Here is an 18,467-nt window from a genome sequence, read left to right as displayed (position 1 = left end):
ATAAAAAATGACAGAGTAAAATACAGTAATAAGATAAAAGATATACTTAATAGTTTGAATATAAAATATCATTCTATAAACGGTGATTATCAGTTAAGATTTAAAAAGGCTGTTTCTATAATAGATACTTTATTTGAATAAATGCTGTAATCTAATAAAGTTAATAATTTGGTACTTTACTTTTATTTGTATTTTAGTATAATGATTGACTAAATATTACTTTATATTGTTTTTTGTGTTTTAATAATAAATTATGATTAGGAAAATGTGTAAATGACTTTTGTATCTCCGAAATTTTTATTCTTGCTGTTAACTCTGCCTATTATAATATTTTTATATATACAAACTAGAAAGAATCATTCTTATTCTGTAAAACATCCTAGAGTAAGTATGTCTAATGTATTGAAATCAAGATATTATGTAAAAGATATACCGTTTGCTCTTATTATTTTGGCACTTGCATTTTCTATTATAGGGTTAGCCCGTCCTGCTAAAATTTCTCATTTATCAGATATTAACGGGGAGGGTATTTATATTTCACTTGTCGTTGATGTTTCACCTTCTATGATGGCTGAAGATATGGCTCCTACAAGACTTGAAGCTTCAAAAAAAACTATGATAGATTTTATAAAAAAAAGAAATTTTGATAAAATTAGTTTAGTATCATTTGCTTTGCGTGCTTCTGTGCTGTCTCCTGCAACTTTTGATTATGCTTCTTTGGAGGAAGAAATAAGTAAAATAGAGATAGATGAAGAAGGTTCAACTTCAATAGGGCTTGGCATTGCTACAGCTGTTGATATGCTTAGAAGTGTTAAAGATGATAATGAAAAGATTATTATACTTCTTACAGACGGAGAAAATAATTCAGGAGAGATAGATCCTAAATTGGCTTCTGAAATAGCGTCAAATTTTAGTATAAAAGTATATACAATAGGAATAGGGGATGCTAACGGCAGTCATGCTTGGGTTACTTATGATGATCCTAATTACGGACGCAGAAGAATAAGGGCTGATTTTACATTGAATGAAAAAAGTTTAATAGAAATAGCGTCTATCACCGGAGGAAAATATTTTAATGCTAAAACAAGCTCAGCATTAGATAATGTTTATAACACAATAGACAGAATAGAGAAAAAACCAATATTAGATGATGACTTAATTCAATATGAAGAACTTTATAAACTTTTTATAATAATTGCTCTTATTTGTATTTGTCTTAGTATTATACTTTCTACAACTAGATTTTTAATAATACCTTAGACTGATTATTTTATAGATATTTATACTAAATCATAATAATTATTAAATATTTTCTTGACTATTTATATTAATTAATATACAATTGATTAATTATATTTTAAAAAAGAGGTAAAACTATGGCTGAGATAAAAAATTATCACTTCTCTTCTGAGTCGGTAACAGAAGGCCATCCTGATAAGATTTGCGATGCTGTAAGCGATGCAGTCTTAGACGAATGTTTAAAACAAGATCCTAATTCTAGAGTAGCATGCGAGACTTTAGCGAAAACAGGAATGCTTATTATTGCTGGAGAAATTACTACAAAAGCTAGATTGGATTATCAAAAAATCGCTAGAGATACCGTAAGGCGAATAGGATATACAAGCAGCGATATGGGATTTGACGCTGATACTTGTGCAGTTATGGAAGCTATTGCTGAACAATCCCCAGATATAGATATGGGAGTAAGTGCTGGTAAGGGATTATTTAATTCTGAATCATCAAATGTTTCTGAAGGTGCAGGCGACCAAGGTATAATGTTTGGTTATGCTATAAATGAAACTGAAACATTTATGCCTTTAACTATACATTTAGCTCATAGATTGGCAGAACGCTTAACTAAAGTTAGAAAAGATAAAATAGTTGACTATTTAAGACCAGATGGTAAAAGTCAGGTTACTGTTGAATATAAAGATGGTAAAGCTGCTAGAATAGAGGCTGTTGTTATTTCTACTCAGCATGCTGCCGGTGTTGACCACAAGCAAATAGAAGCAGACATTAAAAAACATGTTATTAATGAGATATGTCCTCCTAATATGCTTGATGCAAATACTAAATATTATATTAACCCAACAGGTTCATTCGTAGTAGGCGGACCTATGGGAGACTGCGGATTAACAGGAAGAAAAATTATTGTAGACAGCTACGGCGGACATGGTGCTCATGGCGGCGGTGCTTTCTCTGGTAAAGATCCTACAAAAGTAGACAGAAGTGCATGCTATATGGCTAGATATGTAGCTAAAAATATAGTTGCTTCTGGAATAGCTGATAGAGCTTTAGTACAATTTGCTTATGCTATTGGAGTACCTGAACCTTTATCAGTATATGTTAATACTTTCGGTACTTGTAAAGTTCATGATGAAGTATTAGCAGCTATCATTACTAAACAAATTGATTTAACTCCTGCGGGTATAATTAAAACTTTGGATTTGAGAAGACCTATATATGAAAAAACTACAGCATATGGACACTTCGGAAGAGAACTTCCAGAGTTTACTTGGGAGAAAACAGATATTAAGCATTTATTTTCTAATGCTAAATAATTAATTATTTAATATAGTTTTAAACATTCAAGGCTTGTTAATATTGAAATATTAGCAAGCCTTTTTTATGTCTCTAATTCTTTTTATCTTTATAAATGCATTTTCATTGGGATTATTTTCTGTATATTTTATTCTGTAACTAGCAAATGTTTTTTATTGTTTTTATACTCTTCTAAAAATAATGAATCTGTTGAAGTATTTAATTCGTTTTTGTTAGTGTTTATATTATTTAAATTATTTTTTTGCTTTCTGCTTAAATGATATATATTCTTTATTATATAAATAAAGTATATCTATAAAATTTACTGCATATAAAATTAACGATTTGCTTATAATAAAAACAAATGATTTAAGTATAATGTGTTAGCAGTTGGTTTATTTATATTTTCAAAATATTTTCTAACATTATAAAATATTATTCTGATGTTAGAAAATATATTAAAAACAAAAATTATAAAATTTTTATATATGTTATTTTAATACTAAAAATGTTAAAAGATATTATTTGTTTATTATTGCTAATACAGATTTCTAACTTATAAACTACTTATGCTTTTACAAATGTCAGTAATTCATAATCTTTATATTTTTAACTAACTGTTATTTTTTAATATATTAAATTATAATAAAAATTGTTTTATTTATGCCGGCAATAGATTTTATTTTTAATTAATTTATAAATTTAAAATTATTTATTAATGATATGAAATTATTATTTGTAGTAAAAATTATGTATAAAATTTGATTTTTGATGTTTTTTTTACTATACTTAAATTATCATGCATTACTTAGTTTTCTATGAAACAGCTTATTCTTTAAGCTTCTTTAGAAACAAAACCAATAATATAATAAACAGTCTATTATATCACAAAATAATTACCTGTTATCAAAGGAGGAATGTCTATGGGAAAAATTTATAACCCAGAAAGTATCCGTAATGTTGCCATATTAGGGCATGTTGGAAGCGGCAAAACAACTTTAAATGAAGCCTTACTTTTTAGATCTAAATCTATAGATAAAAAAGGTGAAATTGAGAGAGGTACTACAGTCAGCGATTATACTGATGAAGAAATTAAGCAGAAAATGTCTATACGTACTTCTTTAAGTTTTATTGAATGGAAAGATCATAAAATTAATTTGCTGGACATTCCTGGGTCTGGTGATTTTAGCGGAGAAATTACGCCGGCTTTAAGAGTAGCAGAATCTTGTATTGTTGTGATAGATGCAGAATTTGGAATACAAATAGAAACAGAAAAACATTGGCAAATGGCTAACAGCTTTAAAAGACCTAGAATTATATTTATTAATAAAATAGATAAAGAAATGGTTGATCATAAAGCTTTATTAGAAAAAATAGAAAATAACTTTAAAGAACCGCCTGTAGTGCCTATACAAATTCCTATGGGTAATGGTAAAGATTTTAAAGGTATAATAGATGTTATTTATCATAAGGCTTTCTTTAGGGATGAAAATGGTAAAATAATAGAAGCGGAAATTCCAGAAGAATATTATGATGAATATAGAGCTACACGCGATAGATTAAAAGAATTAGTTTGCGAAGTGGATGATACTCTTACTGAAAGATTTTTGGAAGGCGGAAAATTTACTGATGAAGAATATATAGAAGCATTAACAAAATCTATACTTCAATATAAAGTTGTTCCTATTCTTTTTGGTACTTCTATCAGAGATATAGGAATGGGAGCGGTACTTGATACTATAATAAGATATATGCCTTCTCCTTCTTATGTTCCTGCAACAAATGGTAAAAACCCTCTAACAGGTGAAGAAGCAGAAAGAACTATATTAGGAGATGATCCTTTTGCTGCATTTGTATTTAAAACTACAATAGATCAATATGCAGGAAGAATATCATTCTTTAAAGTTCGTTCCGGAAGTATAAAAAGCGGCGATGAAATATATAATTCAAGAACTGGAAAGAAAGAAAAAGTTTCACATATATATATGGCAAGAGGTAAAAAACAAATAGAAAGCGATACTATTACAGCTGGAGATATAGGAGTATTAGCAAAACTATCTGACTGTAGAACTGCTGATACAATAAGTGCACCTAGTTCTCCTTTCCAATTTGCTCATTTAAAAATACCTCAGCCTATATATTTTACAGCTATAAAAATACTTAAAAATGATATTAAGGCATTAGAGGTATTGGATACTATATCCCAGGAAGATTTAACATTCCATGTTGAATTTGACAGCGAAACTAAAGAAACCATTATAAAAGCTATGGGAGATTTGCAAGTTAAATTGGCATTGGATAGGGTAGTGTCCCTTACTAAAGCAGAAATAGAACAAAGCGTTCCTAGAGTAGCTTATAGAGAAACAATAAGAAAACAAGCTCAGGCTCAATACAGACATAAAAAACAATCAGGAGGAAGCGGTCAGTTTGGTGAGGTACATTTAGAAGTAGAGCCTCTTCCACGCGACGGCGGATACGAATTTGTTAATGATATATTTGGAGGAGCTATTCCTAAGAAGAATAAACATGGTGTAGAAAAAGGCATACAGGATGCTATGGCGCAAGGTCCTCTAGGAAAATATCCTATGGTTGATATTAAGGTGAGACTTTTTGACGGTAAATACCATGATGTAGACTCTAATGAATTGTCATTTAGAATAGCTGGTTCTATGGCGGCAAAAGAAGCGTTTAAGAATGCAAGCCCTGTATTGTTAGAGCCTGTTATGAAAGTTACAGTTTATGTTCCTGAAGAGTTTACTGGTTCTATAATGAATGAACTTACCGGAAAAAGAGGTAAAATTTTAGGTATGGAGGCAGCATCAAATACAGTACAAATGATTAAGGCAGAGGTTCCGCTTTCTGAAATGCTTACATATTCTATAGAAATGAAAGCATCTACATCCGGAAGAGGTACTTTTGAAATGGAGCATTCTCATTATCAAGAACTTACAGGTCCTTTAGCTGATAAAGTTATAGAGGAAAGAAGTGCTTTGCTTGGCAGCGGAGAATGAAATTTGGCTTGTATATAAAAAATAAAGTTGATATTTTTTATATACTATAATATAATAATTTAATATGTATAAAATTAGGAGATTGTATGCTCAAAATAATTGACAAAATTACAAAAGAACATGTATTTGAGAACTTGGAATCAAAGGATAAAGAATCACTTTTTAGAGCGTTAAGTGAAAAAATTGCACCTGTTGCTTCTGCTTCAGCAGACGCTATATTTGATGCATTCAAAAAACGTGAAGATGAATACACAACTAATATTGGCAATGGTGTTGCTGTACCACATGGAAGAATTCAAAATTATGGTAAAACAGACATATTTGTAGGATTTTTAAAAGATGAGATTAACTATGACTCAGATTCTGATGAAAAAAGTCCAGTTAAACTTGTATTTGCTATACTTTCTGATCTTGATAACCCTCAAGATTATCTTTTAAATCTTTCTCAGATTTTCTTCTTAGTAAACCAAAAAGAAATACTTGATAAAGTTATGGCTACAAAAAGCTATGATGAACTTTCAAGTGTTTTAGAATCTTTCAAGAAATTAGATGAAAAATTTGAGGCTGAAAAACAAATAAAATTCTTAATAGAGCTTGAAAGAGCTGAAATACAAATTAAAGCTTATGAGCTTTACAGTTCTACTCACTCTCAGCAAAAATCAGATGTTGTTTTAGAAGAATATAAAAAATATAAGGATACTATATTAAGCAAAATTGATGTTGCAGTATTAGAAAACTATAAAAGAATTAAAGAAAATAAAGGCGAGGCTTTAGCTAAAATAGAAAACTATAAATGCAGTGCTTGTAATGTAGCTATACCTAAAATGACTGTTAATGAAGTTAGAAGACAAAATCAGATTATAATGTGCTTCCATTGCGGAAGAATATTATTTACTACTGATTGATGTTGATTATAATGATAAGAATTTTATCTAATATAAGGTCAGCTAAGAGAAATATCTTTATATTATTTCTTTTAGCTCTCCTATATATTTCGTGCTCGCCTAATAAACCTAGCTCTAACATTTCAGAGTTTTATAATTATCCGAATCCGTTTACTCCATCTAATGGTGAGACTACTAAATATGTAGTTTATATAAAGAGCGGTACGATAACTAGTGCTAAACTTCAGATATATTCACAATCTGGAGATTTAATTGATGAAAAAACATTGACTATAAATAATAATACAGCAGATTGTATATGGTCTGGTTTGGATAAAAATGGAAAATATCTTCCTTCCGGAATTTATGATGCAAAAGTAACAGTTAAAGATGATCAAGATTCTACATTTGTTGCTGAGGTTAAAACTTCTATAAGATAATTTTTGCATCATTTTTTATATTCAAAACTATCAATTTTTTAGCTAAAAAGTTAGATTAATATAACAAATTGTATTGACATTCTAAAACATATATGTTAGAATACTCTAACAATAAGAGGTATATATATGTTTGATGAATTAATTATTAATCACTGTGCGCCTACTTTATCAGGTATAAAAATAGCTAATATATTCACCTATCAATATAAATCTATAGATGAAGTATATAAAAAAATATCATCATATAATAAAATTTTAAGCAGCAGAGGTATAAATGTATCTGTAATAAAGGATTATGATTCTAAGGTTATAGTTTATGTTTATAATAGAAATAGGCTTGAGAATTATATTTTTAATGATGATATTTTTAGTTTTTTAGAATGCTACGGATACAGCTCAAAAAATATATATAAAAATATAGAGCTTTTAAAAAATAGAATGCAGTATTCAAAAACATTTCCTCATGAAATAGGTATATTTTTAGGATATCCGCTTATGGACATATACGGCTTTATTAATAATTATGGTAAAAATAGTCTTTATACAGGTTATTGGAAAGTATATCATAATAAAAACGAAGCCATAAAAATTTTTGACAGTTATAACAAATGTAGAAATTTTTATATGAATACATTTTTAAACGGAAAGGATATTCTTGAAATAATGGATGATTATGATAATTACAGAAAACAGTATATATTCAATCAAAATATTAAATAATTGGAGGTAATAATATGAGTGATAAAATAGCAATAATATATTGGAGCGGTACAGGCAATACTGAAATTATGGCTCAAAATATAAAGAAAGGTGTAGAAAATGCTGGCGGAAATGCGGATATATTCAGCGTATCAGGATTTGACAGCAGCAGTATAGATAATTATTCAAAAGTAGCATTAGGCTGTCCTGCTATGGGTGATGAGGTTTTGGAAGAATCAGAGTTCCAGCCTTTTTATGATTCTATAAGAGGAAATTTATCCGGAAAGAAAGTTGCTTTATTCGGCTCCTATGATTGGGGTGATGGAGAATGGATGAGAAGTTGGCAGGATGATGTAAATTCTGCTGGGGCATCTTTAGTTAAAGATGGTTTAATCGCAAATCTTACTCCGGATGATTCTATTGTAAATGAATGCGTAGGTTTAGGCGAAGCATTGATGAAAGCATAAACAATTAATAAATCCTAATAATAAAGAGGCATTAGCTTATAAAAAGTTAATGCCTCTTAATTATTTATTAATTAAAGATTATAATATTAATAAACTGATTTACCAAGATCATTCATATTAACATTATCATGCTCAAATATATATTTCAACATCTGATATTTCTCATGTATTATAATCCCTCTCAGGAGTTTTTTTGAAAAGTTAGTAAGATAAAATTAATTGTATTATTATTTAATTTCCATTTATACTAATTATATCATCATATTTATTTGTATATACTTTATAAGCATTTAAAGTTTCTATAATATATTTATCTATATTAATGTAATTATTATTTTTTATATCAATAGAAGCAGAACCTATTACTTCTGTTTTTTATCAGATTTTTCATTAGCAGAACATAATATCAGCATAACAATAGAAAGCATAAGTGCCAAAGCAAATTTATTAATTTAAAATATCTTCTATACTGACTTTTTCAACACAAGGTTTTCCAATAGATTCTAAAAATACAAAATTAATTTTATCATCTGTTCTTTTCTTATCAAGTTTAACCGCTTCTTTTAAATTTACATTATCAGGTATTGAAATAGGCAGAGGTACTTTTGTTAATATATTTTTAGCTCTTTCTAATATGTTTTTATCTTTGGTTATTCCTTTTTTAATACCATACTCTATAGCAAAAATCATACCTATAGCAACCGCCTCGCCATGAAGCAAAACTCCATAACCTGCAGAATTTTCTACACTATGCCCTATAGTATGTCCGAAGTTTAAAAACATTCTTTCTTTCTGTTCTTTATAATCTATTTCCACAATATGAGCTTTTAATTCGCAGTTTCTCTTAAGAACAAAATCCATATCTAAATCATTTCCATTATAATAATGATTTTCTATATATTTTAAAAGTTCTTCATCAAATAAAAATGCATGCTTTATAACTTCACCCATTCCGGCATTAAATTCTCTCTTTGGAAGAGATAGTAAAGTTTCGCTGTCTATTATAACAAGTTTAGGACTATGAAAAGCACCTACTAAATTTTTACCTTCCTTTATATTAATACCAGTTTTTCCGCCGACAGAGGAATCGACACATGCAAGCAAAGTTGTAGGAATTTGCACAAAATCAATGCCTCTCATCCAAGCGGCAGCAGCATATCCAGCCATATCTCCTATAACTCCGCCTCCTAATGCAATTATAATATCTTTGCGGCTTAATTCATTTTTTGCCAATGAAGAAAAAATATTAATAACGCTTTCTATATTTTTATTAGATTCTCCGTTTTTTAACACGCATGTAGAAACTATAATATTTTCTTTTTCTAAACTTTCTTTAACTATGTTAGTATAAAGTTCATTAACTATATCATCTGTTACAATTAAAGCTCTTTTTCCTCTTAGTATATCTTTTACTAATTTTCCAGTATCTTTTATTAATCCTTTTTGAACTAAAATATCATAATTTATTTGGGTATTTAAGTTATTGTTTATTCTTACTTCTACTTTATTCATAAAATAATCCGTTTAATTTTTATATAATTAAAAGGCGAATAGATTTATAACCATCCGCCTTTATAAATTTATTAATTATTTTGTATATATTTTTCCATTATGTTTTTCTTTTATTTTGCTTACAGTATCAGACATCATATTAACAGATTCCATTATATCTTGGAAAACATCAGGTTTTATAGATTGAGCTCCGTCGCATAAAGCATGTTCAGGATCATTATGAACTTCTATAATCATACCGTCAGCACCAGCAGCAAGAGCGGCCAAAGTTAAAGGAAGCGCCATCCAAGATTTACCGCTTGCATGAGAAGGATCTCCTATTACAGGCAAATGGCTCATTCTTTTTATCATAGGTATAGCAGAAACATCGAAAGTATTTCTAGTGTAAGTTTCAAAAGTTCTTATACCGCGTTCGCATAATACAACATCGCTGTTTCCTTTATCAAGTATATACTCAGCACTCATAAGCCATTCTTCCATAGTATTAGCAAGTCCTCTTTTTAAAAGTATTGGTTTTTTTAATTTTCCAACTTCTTTTAAAAGCTCGAAGTTCTGCATATTTCTAGCACCGATTTGTATCATATCAACAGTATTTTCAAATTCTTCTAAATGCCTTATAGAAACTATTTCACTAACTATAGGAATACCTACTTCTTCTTTTGCTAATTTTAATATTTTAAGTCCGTCAAGTGCTAATCCTTGGAAAGCATAAGGTGAAGTTCTAGGTTTGAAAGCTCCGCCTCTAAGTATTGAAGCTCCTGCAGCTTTTACACTTTTAGCAATATTAATAACTTGATCTTCGCTTTCAACGGAACAAGGTCCTGCTATAATAGTAGGTTTTCCTGCTCCAATTTTAACTCCGCTTACATCAACAATTGTATCTTCTTTTTTAAATGCTCTGTTTGCTCTTTTGAAAGGTTCCTGAACTTTTAAAACTCTTGCAACACCTGGTAAAGTAGCCATTAATTCTCTGTCTACTTTTGAAGTATCTCCTACTATACCTATAACAGTACAGTCAACACCTACTATTTTATTTGTACCTAGTCCTGCATTAATAAGTCTGTCTGTTATATTATTTATATATTCTTCTTTAGCATTTGGCTTCATTACGATAATCATAGTAATTAATCTCCTTAATTTAAAATATTATGTTAATTATGTTTTGAAAAAATTAGTTAGTAATTAAAAAATTAATTTTATATATATTTATTTGTTTGTGAAATTATAGAATATACTGGCGCCTTAAACGCCAAAAAAGTTAAAGAAGAATTGAAAGCAAAAAGAGCTGTTTCTGTAAATAGAGTTTGTTAAAATTTTATCTTTCATAGTAATATATTATATAGAAATATTAATAAAAGTCAATTAAGAATATGAAATTTTTATGAATAACAAATGAAATTATATACTTACAATAACTATTACATAATACATATAATACTATAAATATACAATAAATTCATTGATTTTATTGTATATTTATTATAGAATAAAAAATAAATATCTAAAATAATTTTTAAGGCGGTAATTTTATGAAATTAAATAAGTATATGGTTTCGCCATCCGTTCCAAAAGAATTAGAACCACTTATAGAAATTACTAAAAATTTTTGGTGGTGTTGGAACCAAAAAGCGGTAACTTTATTAAGAACTATTGATATTGATAATTGGGATAAAAGAGATCATAACCCTATAAGAGTGTTAGGAGAGTCCATCCAAGAACGTTTTGATGCTATGCTGCATGATGATGCTGCCATGATGAGTTTAGCCGAAGTTTATGATGAGTTTAAAACATACATGAATCAGGAGACTTGGTATAATAATTTAGATGATTCTGTAAAAGTAAAAAATGAAAAGATAGCATATTTCTCTTTTGAATATGGTCTGCATGAATCTTTACCTAACTATTCAGGCGGTCTTGGTATATTGTCTGGAGATCATTTAAAATCTGCTAGTGATTTAGGTTTGCCTTTAGTCGCTGTTGGGCTTTTATATAGAAAAGGATATTTCAGACAGTATTTAAATGCTGACGGATGGCAGCAGGAATATGATATAGAAAATGATTTCTTTAACTTAGCTTTAGAAAAAGTTTTAGATAAAAACGGAGAAACTTTAAAGGTTGATGTTGATCTTCCTGGTAGAAAAGTTTATGCTCAGATATGGAAAGCTAATGTAGGAAGAATAGAGCTTTATTATTTAGATGCCAACATAGAAGAAAATAGTGTAGAGGACAGAGATATTACTGCTCAGCTTTACGGCGGTAATTTGGAAACTAGAATACAGCAGGAAATACTTCTTGGTATAGGAGGTGTTAAGGCTTTAGAAAAATTAGGTATTAAACCTACTATTTATCACATGAATGAAGGTCATAGTGCTTTCCTTTCTTTAGAGAGAATAAGACAGCTAATGGAGAATAATCATTTAGATAAAAACTCTGCAAGAGAAGTTGTATACAGTTCTAATATATTTACAACTCATACTCCTGTACCTGCAGGAAATGATATATTCCCTATAGATATGGTTCAAAAATATTTTTCAGATTATGTTAAGCATATAGACATGACTATGGATGAGTTTATAAGACTCGGAAGAATTAACCCTGATGATCAAAAAGAAAGTTTCTGTATGACAGTACTTGCTTTGAATTTATCTGCTGAAAATAACGGTGTTAGTGAACTTCACGGACATGTATCAAGAGCTATGTGGAAAGATATTTGGAAAGGTGTACCTGTAAATGAACTTCCTATAGATTCTATTACTAATGGTATTCACACTTTAAGCTGGATATCTTTTGATATGCAGAACTTGCTTGACAGATATTTAGGTCCTCGTTGGAGAACTAAGCCTTTAGAATATGATATTTGGGAAAGAGTACAAAAAATTCCTGATGCTGAGCTTTGGAGAACTCATGAAAGAAGAAAAGAAAGACTTATTGATTTCTGCCGTGAAAGATTAAAGGCACAAATTACAAACAGAGGATTTACAAAGAGCGAAATAGAACATGCTGATCAAATACTTTCTCCTGAAGCTTTAACAATAGGTTTTGCAAGAAGATTTGCAACTTATAAAAGAGGTACTTTGCTTTTCAGAGATTTAGAAAGATTAAAAAATATTATAACTAATTCTGAAAGACCTGTACAAATTATTTTTGCCGGTAAAGCACACCCTCATGATAATGGCGGTAAAGAGTTAATAAGAAATATTGCTGAAATATGCCGCAGAGAAGATTTAAGAGATCATATAGTATTCTTAGAAGACTATGATATAAATGTTGCTAGATATATGGTTCAAGGTGTAGATGTATGGCTTAATAACCCTAGAAGACCTTTAGAGGCAAGCGGTACAAGCGGTATGAAAGTTCCGCCAAACGGAGGTTTGAACTTCAGCGTATTAGACGGATGGTGGGATGAAGCTTATGATGGTCAGAACGGATGGCCTATTGGCAACAGAGAAGAGTATACTGATTTAGAATATCAGGATGAAGTTGAAAGTAAGGCTCTTTATAATGTATTAGAAAATGAAATAATACCTCTATTCTATGACAGAGGAAGAGATAATATACCTAGACAATGGGTTGCTGCTATGAAATGGAGTATGCAGACGGTTTGTCCTGTATTCTCTACTAATAGAATGGTTGCTGATTACTTTAACAAATTCTATAATAATGCAAGTAAGAGATATATTAATATGACTGAAAATGAATTTGCCAAAGCTAAAGCATTAAAGTCATGGAAACAGGATATTTTCTCAAAATGGTCTAAAGTTTCATTTGAAAATACAATATCAGAAATGCCTTCAAGAAGCTTAAAAGTTGGAAGTAAGTTTGAAGTAAAAACTATAGTTAATTTAGGAGATATATCACCTGATTCTGTAAAAGTGGAAATTTATAATGGAAAATTAAGCATGAAAGAAGAGATTATAGATCCTATAGTAGTTGAGATGAAGCATTCTGCTGATTTAGGAAACGGCAGACATTCTTTCACTGGTGTTTTGGAATGTACAAACAGCGGTCAAAGCGGTTATGCTATAAGAATGTATCCATATCATCAGGATTTAAGTTATAAATTTGATATGAAACTCATAATATGGGGTTAATATAAAGGAATAACTAATAAAGGGTTTTTACTTAATGTAAAAGCCCTTTTTAATTATCTATCTTTAGTTTTTACTATATAAGGATAGTCTTTATACATATTTGTTGTTAAATCCATTCTTATTTTGAAAGGTACATATTCTAATTTAGGTTCATATGTCCAATATCTAGTTTCACCTCTTATACTTGGTATAAATAGTTTTGTTCCTATAGTTAAAGATTTTTTATTTCTTAAAACGTTTTTGTTTGCATTATATATAATATACCAAAAATTTTTTTCACCATATATGAATGGATAAGATGATATTTTAAAAAGAGTATCTCCTTTTACTACGGTATAATACCTAGGGAGTATATCTATTGAGATATCATAACCTTTTTCTTGGTATTTTGATAAATCAATATTATTATAATTAGTTTCTGTAATAATATTGTTATTATTATTTGTTACTGTTATGAAACTATCATCTAATAATTCATCTACTGTTTCATAATCCTTTTTTGCTTTTGCTTCTTTCAATATTTTATCTCTTATGTGAAATCTTATCGGAACTTCATCAATAAATAGCTGCGTAGAAAAAAGCAAATTACTTAAAACAAATATCATAATTAAAACATTTTTCATTGTGAATCTGTAGCCTCCTTATATTTAGCTAATAATTCATCAACATCAAATTCGCCTTGGTATTTTACATCTTCCCAGTCGTATCCTCCCCACCTGCTGAAATCAGTTTGTCCTCTTGATACATTAGGCAAATATAATGTTATTGCTTTTGCAGGCTTTCCTGAAAAAACAGAATTACCTTCAAAGACAACTTTGCTAATTTCAGTTCCATAATATATAATAGTTTCCAATTTAGGAGTATCAACTAAACATCTTGCTCTGAACCATTCAAAAGTTGCATTTACTACTACTATTTTCAGATTCAAAGATCCCATTAAACCTTCAACTCCTAATCTTTTTAAGTTATCAGGCATTATAAAAATTTCTAAACTGCAGTTTTTAAATGCATATTGATACATATATCCTATAGTATCTGGTATATATATTTGTCTTAACTTTTGAGTATTTTGAAAAGAATAATCACTTATACCTTTTAAAGATAAAGGAAGTACTACATTAGTAAGATTAATGCAATTTTTAAAAATTTCTTTTCCCATATCATGTACATCATGAGGCAGTTTTATTCCTGCTAAATACTCTAAATCAGCAAAATTTCCGTTTCTCATAGTTGTTCTGCCTGTACAATTTTTTAAATCTAAATATATGTATTTACCTGATTTCTTCACATATTCAATTATAATATCGAGATTGGTCGTATTTAAAGTACCTGTAAAACATAACATATACCCATTGCCATTTGCTAAATATTCATCCATTATTTGATCGGTTAATTGTACTTTAGATAAATCAATATAATCTCCTGTAAGGTAGTATGAATTTGGAGTTTCAGTTATAATATCTGGCTCTAAAAATTTAATTTTACATGAAGTTAATAAAATCAATAATAATATTAATAAATATTTATACATATTAATCATACTCCTATATTTTTGGCTCAGCTGCAAATCTATATACAAACGGCATAAACATTATTGAAAAACTCTTTGATAAAAATGCGTATTCAATAGATATTGATTGATAAAAAATATCTATATTTAGTCCTAGCCTTATATCATACGCAAAATATTGTCCGCTTCCGGAATCTTGGTCATGATGAGATGTTTTTATAATATAATTTGGGTCATTTTTATTATTTGGAGATATCAGACTCATATCGCCTATATTTATATTATATCCTCCCTGATAAAAACCATATATTAAATCTACTCCTAATATTCCATATATTGCAAAATAATCTATATACGGCACTTTTTCTTTGAATTTAAATCCTCCAACTATTTTAGGGGTCAATGAAAAAGATGTCCATTTACCTCCCATATATGTACTTGAATTGAATAAAACTCCGCTATTAACTGCATTTTCTATAGGTACTTCAAAAAAGAATTTCTTATCTCTTACATTTAGATTAATTTCTCCCATATCAAAATTAAAATCAGCCCTAGTATCTACAAAAAAGTATTTATCTCTATAAACAAAGAATTTTAAATCTAAACCAGCATGATATGCTATTGAATTTACTTCTATATCTTCTATAAATGGCCTGTATAATTCCTTAAATCCTGGTGCAAATGCAAATCTAATTCCTATTGACATTGGAGCAGTCCAGCAGTTTATCTGAGTTGATAATTGTATATATGGTATTGGTATTTGATCTAAAGCATTAAGCATATCATGCCAATACCCTTTTCCTTCATTTTTTTCATCAGGAAGCTGAAAGTTAACGTACGTACTCAAACCTATAGTACCAAGAGGATAATGCAGCGGTATTATAAGACCGTAATTATCTCCGGAAGCTGCATTCATATTTATTTTTCTTTTTAATTGGGCTATTAAGGTATTCATTTTATCAAAATTACCTTCATAAAGGTATGCAAGACCGCTTGAAGCCCCTAGAAGAAAGGCAACATCATTATTATCAGTATATCTGTATATTTTAGAAGGGTCTTTCATTATAGCAAGCCAGTTACTAGAACCAAGACCTTCTATATATTTATATGTATTTTCCCAAAGTTTTTGTATTGATGGAATTTTTGATAAAAAATCTATGTCATTTTTTATATATTCATCATAAGCAGAATATTTATCCATAAATTCGTGAAATGTTGGTTTTGCCGGATCATTTTCTGAATATAAATTATATGATATTAGAAGATATAAAACTATTAAGAATATATTTATTTTTTTATATAAAATATAGCACTAATCATAAACAAAACCCACTCTTTATAGTTTATATAAAAAAAATAAATAGTCAAGATATACAAAAGCCTATTGATAAAAATATAAACAAATATTATATTATTTTCAATTAATTTTGTGTTAGGATTTATTTTATGTTAGCTGTTTTTGTAAATATGATAGCTGTATTAATTGGTTCACTTATTGGACTTGTATTTAAAAATAAACTTTCTAAAAGGTATGAAAATCCTGTATTTGTATCAGCGGGAATTATATCTCTTACTATAGGCATTATGATGGCAATAACTACAAAACATATACTAATATTTGCCATATCAATGATGCTTGGAGGATTAACAGGTACTTTTGTAAAGATAGAAGAAAAGATAGAATATTTTGGAGAGTTTTTGAAGAGGAAGTTTACTCTTAAAGATAATTCCGGTAATTTTGCATTAGGATTTTTAACCGCTTCTATACTGTTTTGTTCAGGCTCTATGGCTATAGTTGGTTCTTTTCAGGCTGGAACACAAGGCGTATATGATTTAATATTCACAAAAAGTGTTATAGACGGATTTGTGGCTATATTTATGTCTACAGTTTATGGGGTAGGTGTATCTTTTTCTATAATTAGTATATTTTTGTATCAGGGAACTTTAACTATTCTTTCATCTTTTTTAGAACCTTATGTATCAGAAACTATGCTTACAGAAGTTTCTGCAGTTGGAGGTGCTACAGTTATGATGATCGGTATTAATTTATTAAAACTTGCCAAAATAAAAACAGGAGATTTTTTGCCTGCACTAATTTATTCTATATTGCTTGTTTTGCTTATACCTTATATTCAATTTTTATGATATAATATTGTATATAAATGTTAGGAGAAATTATTACTATGGAAACTGTGATAAAAGAATATATTGATTATGCTAAAGAAAAATCTAATATAGATGAAGTTGTAAATAAAAAATTAATATCTCAGAATGAAAAATTTCTAAAATTAAAAGAATATGTTAAAAACAATCATGATAAAGAATTAGAAATATGCAGAGAAATATCAAATGAATTAAATAATATGGATATATTAAAGTCATATTATGCAGCTAATTTTATAGGACATTCATTATTTCATTATGAAACAGCCGATGACAAAATTGGAAAGGATATTATAGATTTATTTTTTAAGAACATTGATAATGCATGCAGATTTATAGAAAATGCTTCTCAGCTTTATAATGTGGATGAAGATGAACTTACAGAGGATGATATTGCTAAAATTAATATAGATATAATGTATAGATTAGATTATAAACCATTAGAGGCATTTATTGGTATTGATATTATGATAGCTCCTATTATGACTGTTATATGTTCTAATCATAATTTAAGAAAATATTTTATTGATTTAGGATTAACTGAGCATATTGAATATTTAGAAGTTTATATCCCTGCTTTATCTTATATATATGCAGGAATTGAGGCATGCGTAAAAACAAAAATTTTGGTATTAAGCAGAAAAACTGAGAGAGGATTTTATATAGAAGCATCAGATATGAGTAATGGATATTATCTTATTACTTTATTGGAAAGCGAGCTGTACAAAAAAGATTTGTTAAAAAGATATGGAATAGATAATTATGAATTTAATGAGCATGTATATAATATAGCAATGGGCACAGAAAGTCCTAAGGAATTAATAGAGTCGCAGGCACATCAGCAGTATTATACAATTTATGCACTTCAAAAGAATGGAAAATATAATATAGAAGATGAAAACGGAGAATTAGAATTAATTAACATAATATACGGAGATATGTCTCCTGAAGAAATACCGGATATAGATGGAACTCGTATAATTATTATGGATAGTGAAGGAATGTGGAATAATCCTATAAAATGGAATATGAATTATTTTTCTAAAGTGCATCAGAAGCTTAATCCTTATGTTAAAATTTTGGATGAAATATCTGATGAAGAATACAAAACTTGGATAGAAAAAATAAAAAATTATAATGATTAAATAT

General features: G+C 28.7%; 15 protein-coding genes and 1 pseudogene. 11 read left to right on the top strand and 5 right to left on the bottom strand.

The window, feature by feature from the left end; genetic code table 11:
* From Q0J90_RS13780 to Q0J90_RS13745, 8 genes and pseudogenes are all read left to right on the top strand, one after another.
* Positions 1–141 (top strand): annotated as a pseudogene (locus Q0J90_RS13780) (cytidyltransferase); the annotation flags it as partial.
* A gap of 132 nt (positions 142–273) precedes the next feature.
* Entirely contained in the window at positions 274–1,260 is a 987-nt protein-coding gene (locus tag Q0J90_RS13775) for a VWA domain-containing protein (protein WP_297278457.1), read from the top strand.
* Between the two features lie 116 nt (positions 1,261–1,376).
* Positions 1,377–2,561, top strand: coding sequence for a methionine adenosyltransferase (gene metK / locus Q0J90_RS13770; protein ID WP_297278456.1), 1,185 nt, complete (start codon positions 1,377–1,379; stop codon positions 2,559–2,561).
* A gap of 903 nt (positions 2,562–3,464) precedes the next feature.
* On the top strand, positions 3,465–5,552 hold the full coding sequence (fusA, locus tag Q0J90_RS13765) for an elongation factor G (protein WP_297278455.1): 2,088 nt from the start codon (positions 3,465–3,467) through the stop codon (positions 5,550–5,552).
* Between the two features lie 86 nt (positions 5,553–5,638).
* Positions 5,639–6,457 carry a PTS sugar transporter subunit IIA gene (locus Q0J90_RS13760; RefSeq protein ID WP_028328934.1) on the top strand — a complete coding sequence of 273 codons (819 nt, stop codon included), beginning with the start codon at positions 5,639–5,641 and terminating at the stop codon, positions 6,455–6,457.
* Positions 6,458–6,468: 11 nt separating this feature from the next.
* Entirely contained in the window at positions 6,469–6,876 is a 408-nt protein-coding gene (locus tag Q0J90_RS13755; RefSeq protein ID WP_297278454.1) for a FlgD immunoglobulin-like domain containing protein, read from the top strand.
* A gap of 126 nt (positions 6,877–7,002) precedes the next feature.
* Positions 7,003–7,596, top strand: a complete 594-nt coding sequence (locus tag Q0J90_RS13750; protein WP_297278453.1) for a DUF3793 family protein — start codon at positions 7,003–7,005, stop codon at positions 7,594–7,596.
* Between the two features lie 14 nt (positions 7,597–7,610).
* A complete protein-coding gene (locus Q0J90_RS13745) occupies positions 7,611–8,042 on the top strand; it encodes a flavodoxin (protein ID WP_297278452.1) in 432 nt (143 codons plus the stop codon).
* Positions 8,043–8,489: 447 nt separating this feature from the next.
* Here Q0J90_RS13745 and aroB read toward each other — a convergent pair whose 3' ends face one another.
* Entirely contained in the window at positions 8,490–9,554 is a 1,065-nt protein-coding gene (gene aroB, locus Q0J90_RS13740; RefSeq protein ID WP_297278451.1) for a 3-dehydroquinate synthase, read from the bottom strand.
* Positions 9,555–9,629: 75 nt separating this feature from the next.
* A complete protein-coding gene (gene aroF / locus Q0J90_RS13735; protein ID WP_297278450.1) occupies positions 9,630–10,673 on the bottom strand; it encodes a 3-deoxy-7-phosphoheptulonate synthase in 1,044 nt (347 codons plus the stop codon).
* 410 nt (positions 10,674–11,083) lie between these two features.
* Here aroF and glgP point away from each other — a divergent pair, with 410 nt between their 5' ends.
* Entirely contained in the window at positions 11,084–13,645 is a 2,562-nt protein-coding gene (gene glgP / locus Q0J90_RS13730) for an alpha-glucan family phosphorylase (RefSeq protein ID WP_297278449.1), read from the top strand.
* Between the two features lie 53 nt (positions 13,646–13,698).
* Here glgP and Q0J90_RS13725 read toward each other — a convergent pair whose 3' ends face one another.
* The 3 genes from Q0J90_RS13725 to Q0J90_RS13715 are packed head-to-tail and all read right to left on the bottom strand — an operon-like array spanning position 13,699 to position 16,356.
* On the bottom strand, positions 13,699–14,268 hold the full coding sequence (locus Q0J90_RS13725; protein ID WP_297278448.1) for a LysM peptidoglycan-binding domain-containing protein: 570 nt from the start codon (positions 14,266–14,268) through the stop codon (positions 13,699–13,701).
* Complete coding sequence (locus Q0J90_RS13720; RefSeq protein WP_297278447.1) at positions 14,265–15,176, bottom strand: leucine-rich repeat domain-containing protein; 912 nt, start codon at positions 15,174–15,176, stop codon at positions 14,265–14,267. The genes Q0J90_RS13725 and Q0J90_RS13720 overlap by 4 nt, the downstream gene beginning before the upstream one ends.
* Positions 15,177–15,189: 13 nt before the next feature.
* Positions 15,190–16,356 carry a hypothetical protein gene (locus Q0J90_RS13715; protein ID WP_297278446.1) on the bottom strand — a complete coding sequence of 389 codons (1,167 nt, stop codon included), beginning with the start codon at positions 16,354–16,356 and terminating at the stop codon, positions 15,190–15,192.
* A 245-nt stretch (positions 16,357–16,601) separates the two neighbouring features.
* Between Q0J90_RS13715 and Q0J90_RS13710 the strand changes: the two genes are divergently transcribed.
* Complete coding sequence (locus tag Q0J90_RS13710; protein ID WP_297278445.1) at positions 16,602–17,300, top strand: DUF554 domain-containing protein; 699 nt, start codon at positions 16,602–16,604, stop codon at positions 17,298–17,300.
* A gap of 38 nt (positions 17,301–17,338) precedes the next feature.
* Positions 17,339–18,463, top strand: a complete 1,125-nt coding sequence (locus Q0J90_RS13705; RefSeq protein ID WP_297278444.1) for a hypothetical protein — start codon at positions 17,339–17,341, stop codon at positions 18,461–18,463.
* Positions 18,464–18,467: the final 4 nt, after the last annotated feature.

Origin of the sequence: uncultured Brachyspira sp., assembly GCF_944390595.1 — a bacterium.
Classification (GTDB): Bacteria; Spirochaetota; Brachyspiria; order Brachyspirales; family Brachyspiraceae; genus Brachyspira.
The sequence above is the reverse complement of the archived record's forward strand: the minus strand, read 5'-3'. Positions and strand labels throughout refer to the sequence as shown.